The 18,490-nt window shown below is 69.9% G+C and carries 15 protein-coding genes and 1 tRNA gene; 3 read left to right on the top strand and 13 right to left on the bottom strand.

Annotated elements, in window-relative coordinates; translation table 11 throughout:
• Positions 1 to 157 precede the first annotated feature (157 nt).
• The 6 genes from ACTH43_RS16580 to ACTH43_RS16555 all read right to left on the bottom strand — a co-directional run bounded on the left by ACTH43_RS16580 (position 158) and on the right by ACTH43_RS16555 (position 5,789).
• Positions 158 to 1,342 carry a cytochrome P450 gene (locus ACTH43_RS16580; protein WP_441446001.1) on the bottom strand — a complete coding sequence of 395 codons (1,185 nt, stop codon included), beginning with the start codon at positions 1,340 to 1,342 and terminating at the stop codon, positions 158 to 160.
• A 4-nt stretch (positions 1,343 to 1,346) separates the two neighbouring features.
• On the bottom strand, positions 1,347 to 1,982 hold the full coding sequence (locus ACTH43_RS16575; RefSeq protein ID WP_441446000.1) for a Pr6Pr family membrane protein: 636 nt from the start codon (positions 1,980 to 1,982) through the stop codon (positions 1,347 to 1,349).
• Entirely contained in the window at positions 1,979 to 2,770 is a 792-nt protein-coding gene (locus ACTH43_RS16570; RefSeq protein WP_441445999.1) for an NAD-dependent epimerase/dehydratase family protein, read from the bottom strand. The genes ACTH43_RS16575 and ACTH43_RS16570 overlap by 4 nt, the downstream gene beginning before the upstream one ends.
• A gap of 56 nt (positions 2,771 to 2,826) precedes the next feature.
• Positions 2,827 to 3,588: a GTP pyrophosphokinase gene (locus tag ACTH43_RS16565; protein ID WP_441445998.1), complete on the bottom strand. Its 762-nt coding sequence runs from the start codon at positions 3,586 to 3,588 to the stop codon at positions 2,827 to 2,829.
• Between the two features lie 127 nt (positions 3,589 to 3,715).
• Entirely contained in the window at positions 3,716 to 4,540 is an 825-nt protein-coding gene (locus ACTH43_RS16560; RefSeq protein ID WP_441445997.1) for a methylenetetrahydrofolate reductase, read from the bottom strand.
• Between the two features lies 1 nt (position 4,541).
• A complete protein-coding gene (locus ACTH43_RS16555) occupies positions 4,542 to 5,789 on the bottom strand; it encodes a glycine cleavage T C-terminal barrel domain-containing protein (protein WP_441445996.1) in 1,248 nt (415 codons plus the stop codon).
• A gap of 95 nt (positions 5,790 to 5,884) precedes the next feature.
• On the opposite strand from ACTH43_RS16555, the gene ACTH43_RS16550 reads away from it, so the two are divergent.
• Complete coding sequence (locus ACTH43_RS16550; protein WP_441445995.1) at positions 5,885 to 6,715, top strand: IclR family transcriptional regulator; 831 nt, start codon at positions 5,885 to 5,887, stop codon at positions 6,713 to 6,715.
• A 26-nt stretch (positions 6,716 to 6,741) separates the two neighbouring features.
• Here the strand turns inward: ACTH43_RS16550 and ACTH43_RS16545 are convergent, their stop codons facing one another.
• The 3 genes from ACTH43_RS16545 to ACTH43_RS16535 all read right to left on the bottom strand — a co-directional run bounded on the left by ACTH43_RS16545 (position 6,742) and on the right by ACTH43_RS16535 (position 10,945).
• A complete protein-coding gene (locus tag ACTH43_RS16545; protein ID WP_441445994.1) occupies positions 6,742 to 9,264 on the bottom strand; it encodes a GcvT family protein in 2,523 nt (840 codons plus the stop codon).
• A gap of 168 nt (positions 9,265 to 9,432) precedes the next feature.
• Positions 9,433 to 10,656: an alpha/beta hydrolase gene (locus ACTH43_RS16540; RefSeq protein WP_441445993.1), complete on the bottom strand. Its 1,224-nt coding sequence runs from the start codon at positions 10,654 to 10,656 to the stop codon at positions 9,433 to 9,435.
• 213 nt (positions 10,657 to 10,869) lie between these two features.
• Positions 10,870 to 10,945, bottom strand: a tRNA-His gene (locus ACTH43_RS16535).
• 309 nt (positions 10,946 to 11,254) lie between these two features.
• Between ACTH43_RS16535 and ACTH43_RS16530 the strand changes: the two genes are divergently transcribed.
• Positions 11,255 to 12,919 carry a hypothetical protein gene (locus ACTH43_RS16530; protein WP_441445992.1) on the top strand — a complete coding sequence of 555 codons (1,665 nt, stop codon included), beginning with the start codon at positions 11,255 to 11,257 and terminating at the stop codon, positions 12,917 to 12,919.
• 22 nt (positions 12,920 to 12,941) lie between these two features.
• Here the strand turns inward: ACTH43_RS16530 and ACTH43_RS16525 are convergent, their stop codons facing one another.
• Complete coding sequence (locus ACTH43_RS16525; protein ID WP_441445991.1) at positions 12,942 to 13,925, bottom strand: diaminopimelate dehydrogenase; 984 nt, start codon at positions 13,923 to 13,925, stop codon at positions 12,942 to 12,944.
• Positions 13,926 to 14,152: 227 nt separating this feature from the next.
• On the opposite strand from ACTH43_RS16525, the gene ACTH43_RS16520 reads away from it, so the two are divergent.
• A complete protein-coding gene (locus tag ACTH43_RS16520) occupies positions 14,153 to 14,500 on the top strand; it encodes a thiamine-binding protein (RefSeq protein WP_441445990.1) in 348 nt (115 codons plus the stop codon).
• A 46-nt stretch (positions 14,501 to 14,546) separates the two neighbouring features.
• Here the strand turns inward: ACTH43_RS16520 and ACTH43_RS16515 are convergent, their stop codons facing one another.
• From ACTH43_RS16515 to ACTH43_RS16505, 3 genes are all read right to left on the bottom strand, one after another.
• Positions 14,547 to 15,842: an MFS transporter gene (locus ACTH43_RS16515; protein WP_441445989.1), complete on the bottom strand. Its 1,296-nt coding sequence runs from the start codon at positions 15,840 to 15,842 to the stop codon at positions 14,547 to 14,549.
• Between the two features lie 92 nt (positions 15,843 to 15,934).
• The gene (gene orn / locus ACTH43_RS16510; RefSeq protein ID WP_441445988.1) at positions 15,935 to 17,842 is read right to left on the bottom strand and encodes an oligoribonuclease; all 1,908 of its coding nucleotides are present in this window, start codon (positions 17,840 to 17,842) and stop codon (positions 15,935 to 15,937) included.
• 94 nt (positions 17,843 to 17,936) lie between these two features.
• Positions 17,937 to 18,490: TetR/AcrR family transcriptional regulator (locus ACTH43_RS16505; protein WP_441445987.1), on the bottom strand; the 554-nt coding region annotated here is incomplete at its 5' end.

The following is an 18,490-nucleotide window of genomic DNA, read 5'->3' as shown; positions in this document are numbered from 1 at the left end:
CACGACTGAGCCCTCACGACTGAGCCCCCACGACTGACCCCTCACGACTGAGCCCTCACGACTGAGCCCCCACGACTGACCCCTCACGACTGAGCCCCCACGGCAGTGGCACTCCACCCCCGCGGTGCAGGAGCGCCGCGGTTCCCCTGCGCCGGGGTCAGCTGCGTGGGGTGAGAACCACCGGGGCATGCGCCCAGCCGCCCACCGGAGCGACCTCGCGCTCTCCCACAGTCTCTGCGGCGTGCACATCGGCCACCGCGAGCAGCTCCTGGAGCACGACCACCAGCTCGAGCGTGGCCAGCGGACGACCCGGACAGACGTGCGTGCCGATGCCGTAGACCAGGTTCTGCGCGCCATGCGCCTGCTCATCGAAGCGGTTCGGGTCCGCGAAGACCCGCTCGTCGCGGTTCGCGGAGGTCCAGTGGATCAGCACCCGCTCACCCGCCCCGATCTGGTGCCCGGCGAGCGAGACCGGGCAGGTGGTCACGCGGCGATTGGAGACGAAGGGGTCATCGATCCGCAGCAGTTCGTCGACGATCGCCGCCGCCTCGGTGAAGGTCCCGTGGCGCAGGCGCTCGGTGAGCGCGGGAGCGTCCGCAAGCGCGGTCAGCAGCACCCCCGTGCACAGGGCGATCGAGCCGAGGTCGCCTCCGGTCCAGTTGCGCAGGATCGAGACGATCTCCTCCTCGCGCAGCGCGCGCTGCGTCGACCCTGGGATCTCAGGATCCGGCAGCTTCACCTGCACCCGCATCAGCTCCGTGGTCAGGTCTTCCGGGGCGTCCGCGCCGAGCCCCCTCCGCGGTGCCACGACGGAGCGGATCAGGGTGTCGAAGCGTTCGGCGACCTCTGTGGTGCGGGAGAGTTCTCGGGAGCGGGAGGCTTCATGGTTGTCGCTCATCCATTGCAGCAGCTCGGGCTCCAGCGCGGTGGGCCAGCCGAGCCAGGCGGTCTGGGCGCGCACCGCGAACACCGCGCCGAGCGCCGCGACGGCATCGATCTCGGTACCGGTCGCGTCGACATCCGCCATCAGCTCCTCGACCAGCTCTGCCGCGACAGCGCGGACCGTCGGCTCTAGGGCCTCCATTAGCTCGGGAGCGAAGAACGGATCGGTCGCCTCCCGGAATGCGGCATGCTCCTCGCCGTCCATTCCGTTGGGCACCTGCAGGAAGCGGGAGACGGCGGAGGAGAAGGTCTCGTGATCGGTGGCGACAGCGACGGCCTCCGGATGCCCGAGCACCACCCAGGTGCCGTCGGGGGTGCGTGCGAGCGGTGCCTCGGAGCGCTGCTCGTCGGTGGCGGTGAGGGGTTCGAGTCCCGTCGGATCGAAGGTGTGAGCGCTCATCTGATCACCGTACTGCGAGTTCGGCCTCCCGGGCTGGGACTCTGGCAGTTCGCAGTCGTCCCTCGAGCAGATGCACCGCGGTGGCAATCGCGAAGAACGCCACCAGCACCACTGCTGTGGTGGCCAGCACCTGGCTCCACGAGCTCGCCGTGGGATCCAGGAACTCGTAGGGGTACCAGCCCGTCAGTCCGCCGCGCACCCAGGTGCCCGCCAGGAACACCACCGGGAACAGCTGCCACCACAGGATGCGACGTGCCGACGGTGCGCGGCGGCGCGCCGTCAGCAGCCAGTCCACCAGCGCTGCGACCGGGGCCAGACGGTGCAGCACGGTCCCCGTCCATCCGATATCCCACCGCAGCAGCTCGTCCAGCGGCGCGACCAGCAGGGCATAGATGATCCCGGTCATCACCAGGTAGAACGCGACCGCCCCGCGCACCTCGTCGAACCACGGAGGCCGGCGCGCGCCCAGCGTCACCCCGGCGAGGATCAGCGCCACGAAGAACAGGTTCGACTGGTTGGTGAAGTAGGAGACGTTCTGTGCGAGCAGACCGTCCTGGGCCGCGCCCACTGCATTGGTGAGCAGGGCGGCGAGGATCAGCAGCGCGACCAGCAGCCGCGCCGCCCGGGCGGCTGCGGTCATGAGCCGCGGGGCCAGTTGTCCCGCACCTCGGCGCCGCCCTCGACGACGTGCTCCACGGCTCCGGGGAGGCTCGTCCAGGAGTCCTGCGGCCGATAGCCGAGCTCGAGCTGGGTATTGGTGAGCGCCCAGCGCCGGTTGGGGTTGTCGGAGATCGCGTAGTAGAGGCCGAAGGCCACCTCGGCCTCGATCGCGCAGCGGACCACCTGCGTGCAGTCCGCCGGGCTGAGCCACATCGCGCGCAGGATGTCCTCCTTCGCGGCGAGCGGGTCCTCGGAGAACCAGCCGATGCGAAGGTTGATCACATCCAGCCCGTGCTCATCGTGGTAGAACCGTCCGAGCGATTCGCCGAAGATCTTCGAGACGCCGTAGAGCGAGTCACCGCGGGGCAGCTGGTGCGGGTAGACGGGCCATTCCTCGTGGCGGTCGTACATGCCCATCGCATGGTTGGAGGAGGCGAGCACCACGCGGCGCACGCCCGCCTCACGCGCGGCCTCCAGCACGTTGCGGACCCCGATGAGGTTCGCCTCGAACACGGCCTCCCAGCTGGACTCCGGCGAGGCGGCGCCGGCCATGTGCACGACGGTGTCGATCCCCTCCATCAGGGATAGCACTTCGTCGTACTCGCTGAGCTCGGCGAGCTTGAGCGTGATCCCTTCCGGGGCCTTGTCCTGGCTGCGGCCGTGGAGGACGAGGTCGTAGTGATCAGCCAAGGTGGTGGCCAGATGGGAGCCGACGCCCCCGGTCGCTCCGGTGATCAGCACACGTCTGGTTCGCGTCGAATCCGTCATGCCCGCCATTATGGGCCGCGCTGTGCCTGGAGTCACGGCGTCGGCGGGACGACCGGTCATGAGGGGAAGCCGTCGGTGGTGGGGACGCCCGCGGGCCGTGGTCGGATCTCGGCGCGGAGGCTCTCCATGCGCTGATCGAGGTCGGTGGCGACTCTGGCCGCGTCATCGAGCTCGGCCTGCAGACGGGCGGGGAGGTTCTTGCGGTACTTGTAGGACAGCTTGTGCTCGGTGCTGGCCCAGAAGTCCATCGCAATGGTGCGCAGCTGCAGCTCGACCGGCACCAGTTCGGTGTGCTCGGAGAGGTAGACGGGCACCTGCACGATCAGGTGCAGCGAGCGGTACCCATTGGGCTTCGGGGCGGCGATGTAATCCTTCACCGCGAGCACCTCGAGATCCTGATGGCGGCTGAGCATGTCCGCGATCCAGTAGACGTCCGAGACGAAGCTGCAGGTGATCCTGATCCCGGCGATGTCCATCACCCGTGCGCGGATGGCGGGGATCGACATCTCGCCTCCGGTGCGCACGGCTTTCTCGATCAGGCTCTCGGTGGACTTGAGCCGCGAGCGGACGTGCTCGATGGGGCTGTACTCGTGGATCTGCTCGAACTCCTGGCGCAGGATGTTCACCTTCGTCTGCACCTCGTCGATCCCGAACTGGTAGTGCATCCGCAGAGTGGTGAGCTCTGCGTGCACCTGGCGCAGCCTCGCTGCGATCTGTTCGGAATCCGCGTCGGAGCGCAGCAAGAGCTCCTGCTGGGCGGCGACCAGCGCACCCACCTCAGCAGAGACCTCGGTGTCACTCGGAGCTGTGTCGTCCATGGTGCAGGGTTCCTTCCGGGACGGATCGGTACCCCGACGATGCCAGACCTGCCTGGGCAGGTGGTGGAACCGCGACGAACGGGAGCGGACATGTCGAGGAGCACCAGATCAGTCGAGGAGCACCTGATCAGCGGCGTGCAGTGACCCTTCGGGCGGCGCGGAGATCATTGAAGGTGTACACGTGGGGCCCCAGCAGCGCGAGGCCCGGTTCCTCCGCGGTCGCCGTGCTGAGCTCCTCGAGCAGGGGGCCGGGCTCCCACCGACCGGGGGAGAGCAACCGGCGCATCCCGGGGTCCTCCCCGCCGAGCAAGCGCAGGGAACGGCCCACGCCGATCCGGGTGCCGATCCGCAGCAGCCGGGCGGTGCCCACGGCGGCGGCGACTCCGGGGCGCACCGGCAGGGTGATGCCGGCATCCCGGAGCCGTCGGGTCCACTCCAGCAGCGGCGCGGCCGCGAAGCACATCTGGGTGACCGCATAGGAGGCGTACACCGCCTTCCTTCCCAGCAATTGCGTCGCCTCGGCGTCCGCGAGATGGGGGTGGCCCTCGGGGTGGGCGCCGACGCCCACCGTCATCGCTGATCCGGCGGAGGAGATGGCCTCGAGCAGCTCCAGGGCGCCGGGGAAGTCGCCTGCCTGCGGTGACGCGTCGCCGGCGATGACGAACACCTCGGCCACCCCCGCGTCGGCGAGGCGCTCCAGCAGCTCCGCCACCTCGTCGCGGCAGCGGAGCATGCGGGCGGCGAGGTGGGGGATCGCACGGAATCCCTGCTGGGCCAGCTCGCATGCCGTTCCGATCGTCGCCGGCAGTCCCTGGCCCGGGGATGCGGTGACCGTCACCCGCGAGCCGGGCGGCAGCTGCGCGGCGACCTCATGGGCGATGCCGCGCAGCGGGATCACCTCGTACTGCGGTTCCGGGCCCAGCGCCTCGGCGACAGGCGGGGGAGGGGCCATCTCAGGTCCCGGTGCCGCTGCTCGCGGGGTCCGTTCCAAGGGAGGTGACGTCGCTCTTGGGCTGCTCCTTCGAGGGATCGATGAACGGCTTGGGCACGACTTCCGCCTCCACGAGCTCCTTTCCGGAGGGCTCCTGCGCGCCGGGGCGCTCCCCGGTGTCGACCAGGAACCGGGTCCCGATGTCGGACAGTGCGGCCGGGACCAGGGCGAGGCCGATGTTCTTCTCGAGCCTCGGCGAGTAGCAGGCAGAGGTGACCCGGCCGACCACCTCGCCCTCGTGGTGCACGGGGAAGGCGTCGATCATGGAGCCGTCGTTGTAGCTCCCGAGGGGTTCTCCGCCGAGCTCCAGGCCCACCAGCTTCCGGGCCGGGCCCTCCTGCTTGATCCGGCGCAGGGCATCCTTGCCGATGAAGTCGGCCTCCTGCTCGAGGTCGACCATCCAGTCGTAGCCCATGCCGACCTCGAAGGGATTGGTGTCCACCGTGATGTCGGCGCCGTGGGCGAGCATGCCGCCCTCGATGCGGCGGATGTGGCAGGGGCCTATGACTCGCAGGTCGTGGGGTTTCCCGGCCTCGAGCACCAGCTCCCACAGGCGCTCGGCGTCCCGCGAGGCGTGGTGGACGTAGATCTCATAGCCGATCTCCCCGGTGTATCCGGTGCGCGAGACGGTCACCTCGATCCCGTCGATGGTGTAATCGTGCAGGTAGTAGTAGCGGATGTCCGCCACGGAGTCGCCCAGCAGATCACGCATCAGGGCGAAGGACTTCGGGCCCTGCACCTGCACGGGGCCCACATCGATCTCCTCGATGCGCACGTCCATCCCGGCGTGGGTGGCGACGCCGCGGGCCCACAGCAGGATGTCGGAATCGGCCAGGGACAGCCAGAAGCGGTTCTCCTCGAGGCGCAGCAGGATCGGGTCGTTGAGGATCCCTCCGTGCTGGTCGGTGAGGAACACGTACTTGCACTGGCCGACCGCACATTTCGAAAGATCACGGGTGACGAGCAGGTTCGTGAAGTCGAAGGCGTCCGGGCCGGAGATCTCGATCTGCCGCTCGACGCCGACGTCCCAGAGGGTGACGCCCTCCAGCAGCGCCCAGTACTCGGCGACGGGGTCGCCGTAGTGCCGGGGGTGGTAGGTGCGGTTGTACACGCTGTACATCTCGACCCCGTGACGCCGCGAGGCGTAGAAGAACGGGGACTTGCGGATGCGCGGGTACAGCAGCACTTGGGGATTCGGGTTCACGGTCATCGTGGCCTCCAGGAATCGTGTCCGTCCCTTACTGTGGCATCAAGGTGCGCTCTGCGCAATGGCATGCGCACTGCGCATAGTGGTGAGGGGGAGTCATGAGGATGACGGCCGGACGCAGCTCGGGCATCGGAGCAGAGCAGCCGCAGCATGCGGTCACCCGGGCGGGCGGCGTGCAGTCTGTGGACCGTGCGGCGCAGGTGATGGAGATCCTCGCCCGGGACGGGCGCTCCGGGGTGGGCCGGATCGCGAAGGAGCTGGGGGTCCACCAGTCCACGGTCTCCCGCCTGGTCGCCGCTCTCCAGGCCCATGACCTCGTCGAGCGGCGGGTCGAGGGAGGGCCGGTGCAGCTCGGGGTCGGCATCCTCCGGCTCGCCGCCGCCACCCGTTCCCGGCAGGATCTCACCGCTGTGGGCGGCACGGTCTGCGACGCGCTCGCCGAGCAGCTCGGGGAGACGGTGAACCTCGCTGTCTACCGCTCCGGCGCGGCGGTGAACCTGTACCAGGCCCAGGGTGCCCGCACCGTCGCCCTGCACAACTGGGTGGGGGATGCGACCGTCCTGCACGCGACCTCGAGCGGGAAGGTGCTGCTGGCGCATCTCCCGCTCGCGCAGAGCGAGGCGGTTCTCGCCGGCGATCTCGAGCGGTTCACCGCCCAGACGATCGTCGAGGCCGATGTTCTGCGCGCACAGCTGCAGGAGGCGGCCGTACGCGGCTGGGCGGTCGCCGAGGAGGAGTTCGAGGAGGGCCTGAACGCGGTGGCCGCGGCGATCTATGGGCCGGAGGGGAGCGTCATCGCGGCCCTGTCCGCAGCAGGGCCGGCCTACCGTCTCGGTCGAGGCAGGCTCCCCGAGGTCGCAGAGCAGGTGCAGCAGGCGGCCGCGGAGATCTCCCGACGCCTGGAGCACCGTCCCGAGATGACCGGCTGAGCCGGGGCGCCCGGCAGCGGCCCGGCTCAGCCCTTCATCCGGGCATCCTCCGGGTCGAACGCCGGGGTGCGGCCGACGGTGAGCACCTTAGCCGGCAGCCGCGCCCCGAGGTGCTCGACCTGCAGCGCGGTGCCCTCCACCGCCTGTGCGAGGGGAAGGTAGGCCAGCAGCAGGTAGCGACCCAGAGACGGGGCGGGCCCCGCGGAGGTCACGAAGGAACGCCGGCCGCGAGCATCGACGAGGACCTCGCCGTCCGTGGAGAGCACCGGCTCACCGCCTGTCGGACACCGTGCGATCTCCGGGTTCGACGGGGGATCTGTGAGCGCGAGCGTGCACAGCATCGCCGCCGGGCCCTGCTCGCGGGAGGCGAGGTAGGCGGGCTTGCCCACGAAGTCCGCGCGCTTGACCTTGGGCAGGGCGAGATCCGCCTCGATGGGGTTGTACTCGCCGGTGAGCTCGGCACCCATCAGCCGGTAGCCCTTCTCGAGCCGGCCCGTGGTGCCGTACACGCCGATCCCGGCCGCGATCGCGCCGTGCCCCTGCCCGGCCTCCCACAGCCGGTCCCACAGGCGTGGCGCGAGCTCGGCCGCGACGTGCAGCTCCCAGCCCAGCTCACCTACGTAGCTGATCCGCAGCATCGACACCGGCACTCCGCCGATCACCGCGTTGCGGGCGGTGCCGAAGGTGAAGGCGGCATCGGAGAGATCCTCCGCGGTGAGCGGCTGGACGAGGTCGCGGGCTCGTGGGCCCCATACCCCGATCGTGGTCACCGCTGAGGACGAGTCCGTCAGCTGCACCGAACCGTCGGCCGGCAGGTGGGTTCGCAGCCACGCGAGGTCCCGGCCGCCCTCGGCGCCGCCGGTGATCACGCGGAACTCGGTCTCGCCGCGGCGGACGATCGTGAGGTCGCTGCGGAAGGTGCCGGCCGGGGTGAGCAGCGGGGTGTACACGACCCGGCCGACGGGCACGTCGATGCGCGCCACCGCGAGGTGCTCGAGGAACTCCAGCGCGCCGGGGCCGGAGACGTCGAGGATCGCGAAGGCGGCAAGGTCCACCAGTGCTACGCGCTCGCGCATCGCGAGGTGCTCGGCCTCGATGAGCGGCGACCACCAACGGGCATCCCACTCGTGGGTGCGGCGGTCCACGCCGTCCGCGAATTTCTCGAGCAGAGGCCGGTTCGCGGAGTACCACTGGGGCCGCTCCCAGCCTGCCGCCTCGTAGAACTCCGCCCCGAGCGCTTCGGTGCGGACGTGCAGGGGACTGGTCCGCAGCGGCCGGTTCGAGAGCCACTGCTCGCGCGGATGGCTGATCCCGTACACCTTGGGGAAGCCCTCGGCCGCGCGCGCCCGCACGTGCTCCCGGGTGCGCTGGGAGGGATGGAAGCGCGCGATGTCGGAGCCGTGCGCGTCGATCTCGCTGCTGCCCTCGGTGAGCAGCTCGGCGACCATGCGCCCCACCCCGGCGGCCTCCTTGATCCACACCGCGGCAGCGGACCACAGCCCGGCCACCTCGGGCGTCTCACCCACCAGGGCGCCCCCGTCGGGGGTGAGGGAGAGCAGCCCGTTGATCGCCGCCTTCCGCGGCGGCTCCGGATCCGTGAGCAGGCTCGGGAAGAGCTCGCGGGCATGGGCCAGCTGCGCGGTGAAGTCCTCCTCGGTGAAGGGGAAGCTGGTGGGGCTCGCCTGCCCGGGGTGGTCCCCGACCGGCGGGATCTCGCTCGGATCGTGCAGCAGCGGGCGGTGCGCGTAGGAGCCGATCTCGAGGTCCGCGCCGCGCTGGCGCTCGTACATCAGGTTGTCCATGTCGCGCAGCAGCGGGAAGCTCACCCACTCGTCGGTCTCGGCGAGCGCGGGGATCGGGCCCACGTCGAGCATCTGGTGCACCGCCGGGGTGAGCGGGATCGCGGCCCCGGCGAGCGCCGCGACCTGTGGGCTCCAGACACCGCAGGCGATGAGCACGAGCTCGGTCTCGATCTCGCCTCGGTCGGTGAGCACGCGGCGCACCCGCCCGGAGGTGACGTCGATGCCGGTCACCTCGGTCTCGGCGACGGTGGTGAGAGCGCCGGCGGCCTCGGCCCGTTCGCGGAAGAGCTCCCCGGCGCGCAACGGATCGACGATCGCGCCGGTGGGGGTGTAGAAGCCGCCGATCAGCAGGCTCGAGTCGCAGTGCGGCACGAGCTCCTGGATCTCGGCAGGGGAGAGCAGTTGGGCCTCGACGCCCCAGGCCCGGGCCGAGGTCATGCGCCGGGTGAGCTCCTGCATGCGCTCGGCGCTGCGGGCGGCCTCGATGCCGCCGCAGCGGGTCAGCACCCCGAGCTCGCCGTACTGGCGCAGCGAGTCCACGGTGAGATCGGTGATCTCCTTGGAGTGGTCGACGGGGAACACGAAGTTCGACGCGTGACCTGTGGATCCGCCCGGATCGGGCAGGGGGCCCTTGTCGATCTGGACGATGCGGCGCCAGCCATGGTCCGCGAGATGGGCGACGGCGGCGTTGCCCACCACCCCGGCTCCGATGACGACGATGTCTGCACGATCTGGCAGCTGTGCCATGGCGACCTCCCGACCTGCCTGTGGCCCCCTTACGGTAGCCCTGCGGTGGCGGTTTGCCCAGGGGCGGGCAGCTCCCCTCTACGCGGTGGCGGACCAGCACTGTGGCCGAACAGCACGGTGGTGTGACTGCCCGGGGGCGGAACTGCTCGGAGCGGAGCTCGGGGATGGTCAGTCGGGGGCGGGCCGGGCCACCTGCTCGGTGAGGAAGTGCTCGATGCCGTCCACCACGGCCCGGCACCGTGGGGAGGCGAACACGTCGAAGCCGTGCTGCGCCCCGGGGAGCTCGGCATAGGCGACAGCGCACGGTGATCTGGAGCGCAGATGGGAGACCAGGTCGCGGGCCTGCTGAACCGGGACCCGGTTGTCCTGGTCCCCGTGGAAAGCCACGATCGGCGGGGCGGCGCCGACGGGCAGATCCAGGGGATGGGAGGTGGGCTGTTCGTGCGCATCTCGGCCGTAGTACCCGCCGAAGTACCCGTAGAGCAGCACGGCCGCGGCGAGGCGGGTGTCGGTCGTCTCGAAGCCGGGCTGCAGTGCGGGGTCGTTCGCCGTCAGGGCGCAGTGGATCGACAGATGAGCTCCCGCGGAGCTGCCGGACATGACGATCCGGCGGGGATCCATCCCGTGCTGAGCGGCGTTCTCGTGGACCCAGGCGATCACGCGCTTCGCATCGATGAGGTGCTCAGGCCAGGTGGCCCGCGGGCGCAGGCCGTAGTTCGCGCTCAGCACCACCCAGCCACGCTGGGCCATCCGGTGCCTCAGATGGGCGGACTCGAAGTGCTTACCGCCGCTGCGGTATCCGCCGCCGTGGAAGTAGATGAGCACCGGCGCGGGGCTGCGGTTCCCGGGCCCGCTGCCCTCGGAGCGTCTGCCCTCGGAGCGTCTGCCCTCGGAGCCGCTGCCCTCGGAGCGGCCGTCGCCGGGGCGGTGCTGCGCGGCCTGGTCACGCGGGCGGTAGAGATCCAGGAGGTGCTCGGTCCCGCCGCGACCGTAGCGGAGGTTCGCGAGCCGCTCGACGCCGCGCGGGCGGAGTGGGAGGGGCAGCAGCCACGCCCACCGCACGGCGTGCGAGTCGAGGGGCAGGCCCACCTCCCGCGCGATGATGCCGCGGGCCCGGCCCACCCGTCGTTGCAGCACGAGCAGACCTGCCGCGACGAATGTGCCCAGCACCAGGGCGAGCAGGCCGGAGACATCGGCCCTCGGACTCCGCGAGCTGAGCGTGCTCACAGTGCTCAGCCCCAGCAGGAGCAGCACGAGCAGGGGCAGCTCGTTCGCGGCGACGCTGAGGAAGTAGACGACGCGGGCGAGCAGCATCGGGCGATGCGGTGGGCGGAGCATCGCCGCGGTGACGAGAGCCCAGACCAGGAGCGTGGCGACATATCCGTACGGCATTGCGGGCTCACCCCGGATCCGGCACGGAGCGGGGGAGGTCGTTCTCACGCAGGATCCGGAGCAGGGATCCGCTGCAGACGATGACCGCCGTCATGCTCCGACCCTATCGACCGCCCCCAGTGGAAGCCAGAGAATTCTCCCGGTCCCGCAGGCGCAATGTCGGCCCCAGGCGTGAGCAGAAATAAAGAAACGCCCTGTCACCAGGGCGTTTCTTGGGGTGATCGACGGGATTTGAACCCGCGACCGCCTGGACCACAACCAGGAGCTCTACCAACTGAGCTACGACCACCATGTGCGATGTAGAACCCGCAACGAGTGACAACCATACCGTCTTCCCGAGGGCTTCGCGCCCCAGAAGGGCTGGCAGGAGTGTGACTCGCATTGCATCGAGACAGGCATCAGGTGAAGATACGGCCATGACCCTCCCCTGCACGCCCTCTCGTCTCGGTGTGCCTACGCTTCCGGGCGCCGTGTGGGCCGGGACTGGCGCATGAGCTCCACTCCATCCAGGGGTGGGTCCTCCCAGGTTCCCGCAGGATTCAGCGAGGGCTTCTCTTCCGCTGATTTTGGGCCGCGGTCCGCGAGGCTCTACCTGGGGTTGTCCGACGAAGAGGTGCGGGACTGGCAGGGCTACTTCCTCGCAGGCAACGCCTATCGAGCGCCGATCGATCGCGCAGCTGTCGCTCGCCTGCGGTACACCAGCGCGGCGGTGCTCGCGGGCTTCCTGCTGGCTTTCGTAGGGGTCGGCGTGGGGCTGTTCTATCTCCTCCTTGAGCAGGACCTGCCGTGGATGGTGCTCCTGATGATGGTGTTCCTGATGGTCCTCACCTCGTTGGGCGCCGTACGGATCGCGTTGTCCCGGCGACGAGCACTCATAGGCCTGCGATCCCCCGAACATTCGGTGGTCATCACGTCCCAGGGGATCACGATCCTCGGGATGCCCCAGATCCCCTGGGCCGAGGTGACCATGGGGCTGGGATGGGACGAGCGAAACACCCCTCAGACAGCGAAGCTGGGCGTAGTCACCCTCGCGCGCCTCAGCGGCATCCAGCGGGCGGAGCTGTTGATCGGAGTGCGGGATGCGCGCGCCCTCCGCGATGCCGCACCGCGGTGGACGAGGCCCCTCTTCGAGCTGGTCAAGAATGACGGCGGGGTGCGCATCCCACTCGAGGCCCTGGTGGCATCCGACGAGGTCCGGCGCACCCTCGCGGCGGCTCTCTTCGCCGCCCATCACTCCGGCGTCGAGATCATCCTCACCGAGGACAAGTGGGACCTCTTCGATGAGTCCATGCGGCTCTATGGACTGCCGGACTCGGAGGCGCCTGAGGAGCAGGGGCAGGAGCTAGCCGCTCACGGAGTCTCGTCGACATCGATATCGACATCGACATCGACGATCGTGCCGCAAGTGGTGGTCCGGGAAGTCTCGCCGACACTGCCGGAAGCGGCTCATGAGCTGGCTCTGGAGCCCGCAGCGGCGGTACAGCAGCCCGCCTCGGAGCGCGCCCCGGATCCCGCCCCGGAGCCGGAGGGTGTCCAGCTCGGTCCGTTCGCGGAGGTCCTCACAGAGCTGCGAGAGGCCCACGGCGTACCCCACGTGCTCGGCAATGGTCCCTGGGTGCGATGGATGGGTGGACCGGAGTGGATCACCCTTCGACGCGACTATGACGGTGCGGGGTGGCTCTGCATGCAGGACGCTCACGAGGCCGCCGATGCAGAGGAGCGCGCGTTCCAGAACCCGGCCCGCGATGAACTCCCCGACCGCTGGGTCGCTTACTCACCGCAGAACCTCTCGAGCGGGGCATTCCGGCCGCGCCATCACCTCGCGGAGGACGCCGGGCAGCTCGAGCAGTGGCTGGGCGAGATGCTCGAAGAAGTCCACACCACGCTCCTGGCCGCGCCGAGCGAACTCGTCGAGTCCTTCGCCCTGACGATCTGGCATGACGATCCCGCGCTGCGACTCTTCCCGCGGTTCGAGCGGTGGGAGCTGCGCCAGCTCATCAACTGGACAGTCAGCGTCGCCGAGGGCGACGAGCGGATCCGGGTGAGAGGGAGGGGCCCCGGTGCAGAGGCAGGGGAGGGATTCCCAGTCGATGCCGAGGGCTGCGCCGCCGCGCGCGAGGCGTTCCTGCATGAGCTGCGGTCATGGGAGGTGCCCTCCCTCGCCCAGCTGCACTACAGCGCGAGCTTCGGGCAAGGAAAGGGGAGCTCGTGGACTGCGTGGCTCCACGGCGTCGGGATCGAGCAGAGCACTCCGTGGAGCTGAGCGGGGCGAGCGCCCCGCACGCTCACAGCAGCTCAGCGCGCAGCTGCTCGGGAGTCTTCGGGGACAGGAGACCCGGTGCCACATCGAAGGGGGTCTTCGCCCCATGCTCCCCGGCGGTGGCCATCCGGCCTGCGGCGCGGGCATAGGCGACCAGCACACTCGCGGTGAACTCCGGGTTCGAGTCCTCCTGCAGGCGGTACTCGATGGTCTGTGTGGTGCCGGGGGAGGACTCCGCGGAACGGATCACGAAGCCGCCATGGGGCATGCTGCGGTGGTCGCGGGCGAGCTCCTCGGCGCTGAGGAAGGTCACCGCCGTCTCGTAGGGCTCGAAGTAATGCGGCATCGTCACGATCTCATGGCGCACGGCTTCGGCGTCGGCGCCCTCCTCGAGCACCACGAAGCACTCGCGAGTGTGCTTCTCCCGGTTGCTCAGCTCGGGCCGCTCACCGGCGCGCACCCGGGCGATCGCGTCCTCCGACGGGATCGTGTACTGGACGGCGCCAGCGACCCCGTCGATGCGGCGCAGCGCATCGGAGTGGCCCTGGGACAGCCCGCGGCCCCAGAAGGTATAGGTGGAGCCGACGGGGAGGATGGCTTCCCCGTACACCCGGTTGATCGAGAACAGGCCCGGGTCCCACCCGGTGGAGATGATCGCCGTGGTGCCGGCCTCACGCGCGACGGCATCGACGTTCGCGAAGTGCTCGGGGATCCTGGCATGCGTGTCGAAGCTGTCCACGACGGTGAACCGCTCGGCGAGCAGCGGGGTCTGCTCGGGGAGATCGGACTTCGATCCGCCGCAGAGCACGAGTACATCGACCTCGCCCTGCATCGCCTCGAGCGCCTCCATCGACAGCACGGGAGTCTGCTCGTGAACGGTGCTGACGGCGGCCGGCTCGCGGCGTGTGAACACGCCCACCAGCTCCATGTCCTCCTGGAGGGAGACGGCGATCTCGACGCCTCGTCCCAGGTTCCCGTAGCCGACGATGCCGATGCGGAGCGCAGTCATGGTCCTCGTTCTTCTTGATGGAGAGCACGGCCCCGACCAGGGACGCCGTGACCGATCCTATCGAAGGACCTCGCCGGGGCCACGCGCGCTCGCCGAGGTCACCGTCGCTTCGCACCCCGCAACCCGCGACCCGCGCCCCGTGCCCCTGACCGTGCCGGTGCTGGTGCCTGTGCGCCCCGTGCGCCCTTCGCATTGCACCGTCCGTGACACAGGGGGAGACTGGCGGCATGATCGTTGCCTTCTCCGTCCAGCCCACCGGTGAGCCCTCAGACTCGTCTCTCACCCGCCATCTCGGGGAGGGCGCCGATGGCGCGAGCGTGCACGACGCAGTTGCCGCTGCGGTCCGCATCGTGCGGGCCTCGGGCCTACCCACCCGCACCAGCTCGATGTTCACCGAGATCGAGGGCGACTGGGAAGAGGTGATGGACGTGGTCCGCCGCGCCACGGCGGAAGCCGGGCGCTATGGCTCCCGGGTCTCCCTCGTGCTGAAGGCCGACATCCGCCCCGGCCATGAGGGCGAGCTCGAGGGAAAGATCACCCGCATGGAGCAGTCTCTGGGCGAGCTCGACAGCTGACTCCCGCCTGCGTCGAGCAGGTTGCGCGCGGGCGTGTGTGAGGACCTCATGCCGTCGGCGCCATCGCGTCATACTCGCGGAATCGTGGGACGCGGCGCAGCAGCAGCGTGATCAGCACGATCACCACGATCCCGCCCAGCAGCGGCGGGAGCCACAGCGCGGTCACAGAGGCGAGGGCGCCCGCGTAGAGCGCACCGAGCCGGGGCCCGCCCGCGACCACCACGATGAAGATGCCCTGGAGCCGGCCGCGCATCGCATCGGGCACCGCGGACTGCATCATCGTGTTGCGATAGATCGAGGAGATGTTGTCCGCCCCGCCGGAGACGGCGAGCGCCAGGCAGGCCGCCACGATCAGCGCCAGGTGCGGGTTCTGCTCATCGGCACCCGGGAAGAGCACCGCCACCAGCAGCACCGCGCCGAAGAGCAAGATCGCCGCCCCGTACACCTGGATCGCACGCGCGATCCCACGCCCGTGCCAGCGATACCGCGCCGCCCGCCCGGAGAACAGGCTCGAGAGGAAGGTGCCCGCGGCGACGGCGGCCGTCAGCGCGCCGGTGGTGATCGCCCCGCCGCCCAGCAGCACTGTGCCCAGCGCCGGGAACAGCGTCAGCGGATTCCCGAAAGTCATCGCGATGATGTCCATGAGGTACTGGGTGCGGATGTTCGCCGAGCGGCGCAGGTATCGCCAGCCGTCCACGAGGGAAGCGAGGCCAGGTCGCACGATCTCGCCCTCGGGTCGCAGCGGGGGCAGGCTCCACAGGCCCAGGAACATCGCCAGCATGAGCACGACGTCGATGCTGTAGGTGAGCCCGTACCCGGTCAGCGCCACGAGCACGCCCGCGAGCGCCGGGCCCGCCATCACCATCACGCCGATGGTGATGCCGTTGAGAGCCGAGGCGGCGGCCAGCAGCTCCGTGGGCAGCAGTCGCGGCACGATCGCGGTGCGCGTGGCCATGCCCACCGAGTTCGCGGCCGCGTTGAGCACGCTGAGCAGGTATAGCCAGCCGATGCTCTCCAGGCCGGCCCAGGTCAGGGCGGCCAGCAGCGCGGTGGAGAGGAACGTGATGACCGCGGCGGCGAGCGCGACGCGACGGCGGTCGAAGGCGTCAGCGAGCATCCCGCCGTAGAGCCCGGCGATGATCATCGGCACCAGGCCGGCCACCGCGACCATCGAGACCGCGAAGGTGCTGCCGGTCAGAGTGAACACGTGCAGCATCACCGTGACGATCGTGAGCTGCCCACCGAGACCTGCGAGGGTCGAGCCGATCCACAATTTCGTGAAGGCGCCGCTGGCCCGGAACGGCCGCAGGTCGAGGAATGCGGAGTCTGCGGAGCGGGGCACCCGAGGAGCATAAGCCGCGCGGAGCCCCGGCCCTGCCTCATCGCGAGGTCGGGCCGGGGCTCCGGTGGAGATGCGCCGTCGGCGCGGATCTCTCAGCTGCGCAGGTCGTGGTCCAGCTGTCCGTCGCGCAGGGCGGCGGCGAGCGTGGGAGTCACCGGCAGGCGGGGGATGAGAGTGGCCTGGAGGGCGTGGTAGATGTCCGGCTTGCCCGGCCAGGTCTTCCCCTGCGGCTCGTTGTCCGCATCCAGCTCGTGGAACCAGGAGCCGTTCTCGGCGTCGAGCAGGTAGGTCGAGATGTACTCCCACCACTGCTCGTAGCGTTCGGCCCACACTCGGTCCCCGGTGACCTGGTACAGCACCGCGGCGGCGCCGACGGCCTCGGCGGCGACCCAGTGCATGCGCTCGCCGGCAACCGGGGAGCCGTCCCAGTCCACGGTGTACACCCAGCCCGGCGCCCCGTCGGCCCCGAAGGCCGCGGCGGACTTCTCCATCAGGGCGGTCGCGGCCTCGAGCATCCACTCCGGTGCCTCGCCGTCGGCCGCGATCAGCGCGGCGCGTGCGTGCAGCACCAGACGCGACCATTCGATCCAGTGGCCGATCGTCGCGCCGTAGGGGCGGAAGGGATGCGCGGGCTGATCCTGGTTGTAGTCCAGCAGCGGGTTCCAGTCGACGTCGAAGTGCTCGGGCAGCGCCCAGTCGTTCAGCCGCGCGAACTCGTCGATCGCGCGGGTGGCGATGGCGACGGCGCGATCGAGCCAGCGGCGCTCGCCGGTGACGTCGGCCGCGGCCAGCAGCGCCTCGACGGTGTGCATGTTCGCGTTGATCCCGCGGTATTCCTCGCAATCGGCGAAGGTGCGGTCGAAGGTATCCACGCTCATGCCTGCGGTCTCGTCGAAGAACTTCTCATCGAGCACCGAGAGTGCTTCGTCCAGCAGCTCCTTCGCGCCGGGGCGACCGGCGGCGAGCGCCGAGGAGGCCGCGAGCACCACGAAGGCGTGGGCGTAGGCCTGCTTCGAGTCGTCGACCGCCTTGCCGCCAGCCACGGAGGAGTACCAGCCGCCGTGCTCGTCGTCATGGAAGACTCCGCGCAGGGAGGCCAGCCCATGGTCGGCGAAGCGGCCGAAGTCCGGGCGTCCCAGCAGGTGCCCGAGGGCGAAGCTGTGCGTCATCCGGCAGGTGAGCCACAGCTCCGAGGGGCGGGAGAGATCCGGAGCGCCCTGCTCGTCGAGCCAGGCGAAGCCGCCGTCCTCACGCACCGACTCCGAGCCGAACACCAGCAGCTCATCGCTCTCGCCCTCGAGCCAGCTGCGGTGAGAGGCGCGGTCCAGCCAGGGCACGTGCGGAGCAGGAGCCGGGAGGGCAGGGACGGTGTCGCTCCCTTCCCGCAGCTCGAAGGTGCGGGAGATGGCCTGGGCCTGGGCGGTGGTGGGCCCCGGCTCATCCACCAGCAGCACCTCGCGGTAGTACTTCAGCTCCTGGATCGACTCGCGGATGTCGGCGAGCGCTCGATGGCCGCCGTGCTTGGCGGGGATGTTGTAGTAGACGCGGGGGAACCAGCGCTTGGCGAGCTCCTTGAGACTGGAGACGTCGATCGTGCGGTAGGAGAGCCACTGGGCGAACTCGGGCACGTCGCGGTCCAGGAACACGCGGTCGGTGCCGACGCTGTTGCCTGCCAGCGGCGCCTTGCCGGGCTCGGGGCAGTACTGGCGCACATACTCCAGGCACTGCGCCTGCGCCTCCTCGAGCGTCATCCCGCCGTCGAGCTCCTCGAGCAGGCCGGAGACGGTGTGCATGTTCACCACGAAGGGATCCATGCCCGTCAGCGACTCGGCCGGGGGCTTGATGACGACGTCGACACCTTCCCCGAGGATGTTCAGATCGGCGTCGGTCACGAGGACGGCGATCTCGACGAGCGCATCGCGCTGCTTGTCGAGGCCGGTCATCTCGCAATCGACCCAGATGATGCGGTCATTGATGGCACGGGAGGAGCTGGAAGTCACCAGGCAACAGTATCGCGGGAGCGCAGCCGGTACGGCAGGGTCAGGCATGAACCCGACCGTGGCTCGGTCAGCGGGGTTCGCGGAGCTCCGCTCGTCAGCCGACGCGGTACGCCCGGAGGAATGCCCGCACCCCGGCGACGATGAGGGGCTGGACCCGGGAATCCGCAGCCGCGTTCGCGGTGCCGAGTCTGTTGATGGTGGCCGCGAAGGTCAGCCCGATGTAGTGATCTGCGGCCAGTCGGGCATCGGGGACCTCCAGCAGTCCGGCGTCCGCCAGGGTCGCGAAGCGTGCACCGATGGCCTCCTCCGGCTCGTCGGACAGCGGACTGTCCTTCGAGCTCGGCAGGCGCTCGGAGTCGGTGCGTGCCAGCCCTTGCAGGGTGGCGTAGTCCGCGGAGTCGAGCCAGTCGTTCGCGATCCGCATCGAGAAGTCGATGAGGGCAGGCTCGAGCTGATCCGCCGCGGCGACGTCGCCGAGTGTGTCATCCAGCGTGCTGCGGATCGTCGCGAGCAGGGACTGACCCAGGCCGTCGAAGACGGCGCGCAGCAGGGTCTGCTTGTCCCCGAAGTAGTCGTACACCGTCCGCTTGGACACTCCGGCCAGGGCGGCGATGGCATCGACGCTCGAGCGGTCGAAACCGTCGGTCA

This window comes from Brachybacterium sp., from assembly GCF_052095815.1.
Classification (GTDB): domain Bacteria; phylum Actinomycetota; class Actinomycetes; order Actinomycetales; family Dermabacteraceae; genus Brachybacterium.
The sequence above is the reverse complement of the archived record's forward strand: the minus strand, read 5'-3'. Positions and strand labels throughout refer to the sequence as shown.

Excerpts from the sequence above, each read along its gene's own strand:
- ACTH43_RS16560 (WP_441445997.1), bottom strand. The coding sequence starts at position 4,540 with ATGGCCCCTCCCCCGCCTGTCGCCGAGGCGCTGGGCCCGGAACCGCAG.
- ACTH43_RS16580 (WP_441446001.1), bottom strand. The coding sequence starts at position 1,342 with ATGAGCGCTCACACCTTCGATCCGACGGGACTCGAACCCCTCACCGCC.
- ACTH43_RS16555 (WP_441445996.1), bottom strand. The coding sequence starts at position 5,789 with ATGACCGTGAACCCGAATCCCCAAGTGCTGCTGTACCCGCGCATCCGC.
- ACTH43_RS16575 (WP_441446000.1), bottom strand. The coding sequence starts at position 1,982 with ATGACCGCAGCCGCCCGGGCGGCGCGGCTGCTGGTCGCGCTGCTGATC.
- ACTH43_RS16520 (WP_441445990.1), top strand. The coding sequence starts at position 14,153 with ATGATCGTTGCCTTCTCCGTCCAGCCCACCGGTGAGCCCTCAGACTCG.
- ACTH43_RS16540 (WP_441445993.1), bottom strand. The coding sequence starts at position 10,656 with ATGCCGTACGGATATGTCGCCACGCTCCTGGTCTGGGCTCTCGTCACC.
- ACTH43_RS16570 (WP_441445999.1), bottom strand. The coding sequence starts at position 2,770 with ATGACGGATTCGACGCGAACCAGACGTGTGCTGATCACCGGAGCGACC.
- ACTH43_RS16525 (WP_441445991.1), bottom strand. The coding sequence starts at position 13,925 with ATGACTGCGCTCCGCATCGGCATCGTCGGCTACGGGAACCTGGGACGA.
- ACTH43_RS16550 (WP_441445995.1), top strand. The coding sequence starts at position 5,885 with ATGAGGATGACGGCCGGACGCAGCTCGGGCATCGGAGCAGAGCAGCCG.
- ACTH43_RS16545 (WP_441445994.1), bottom strand. The coding sequence starts at position 9,264 with ATGGCACAGCTGCCAGATCGTGCAGACATCGTCGTCATCGGAGCCGGG.
- ACTH43_RS16565 (WP_441445998.1), bottom strand. The coding sequence starts at position 3,588 with ATGGACGACACAGCTCCGAGTGACACCGAGGTCTCTGCTGAGGTGGGT.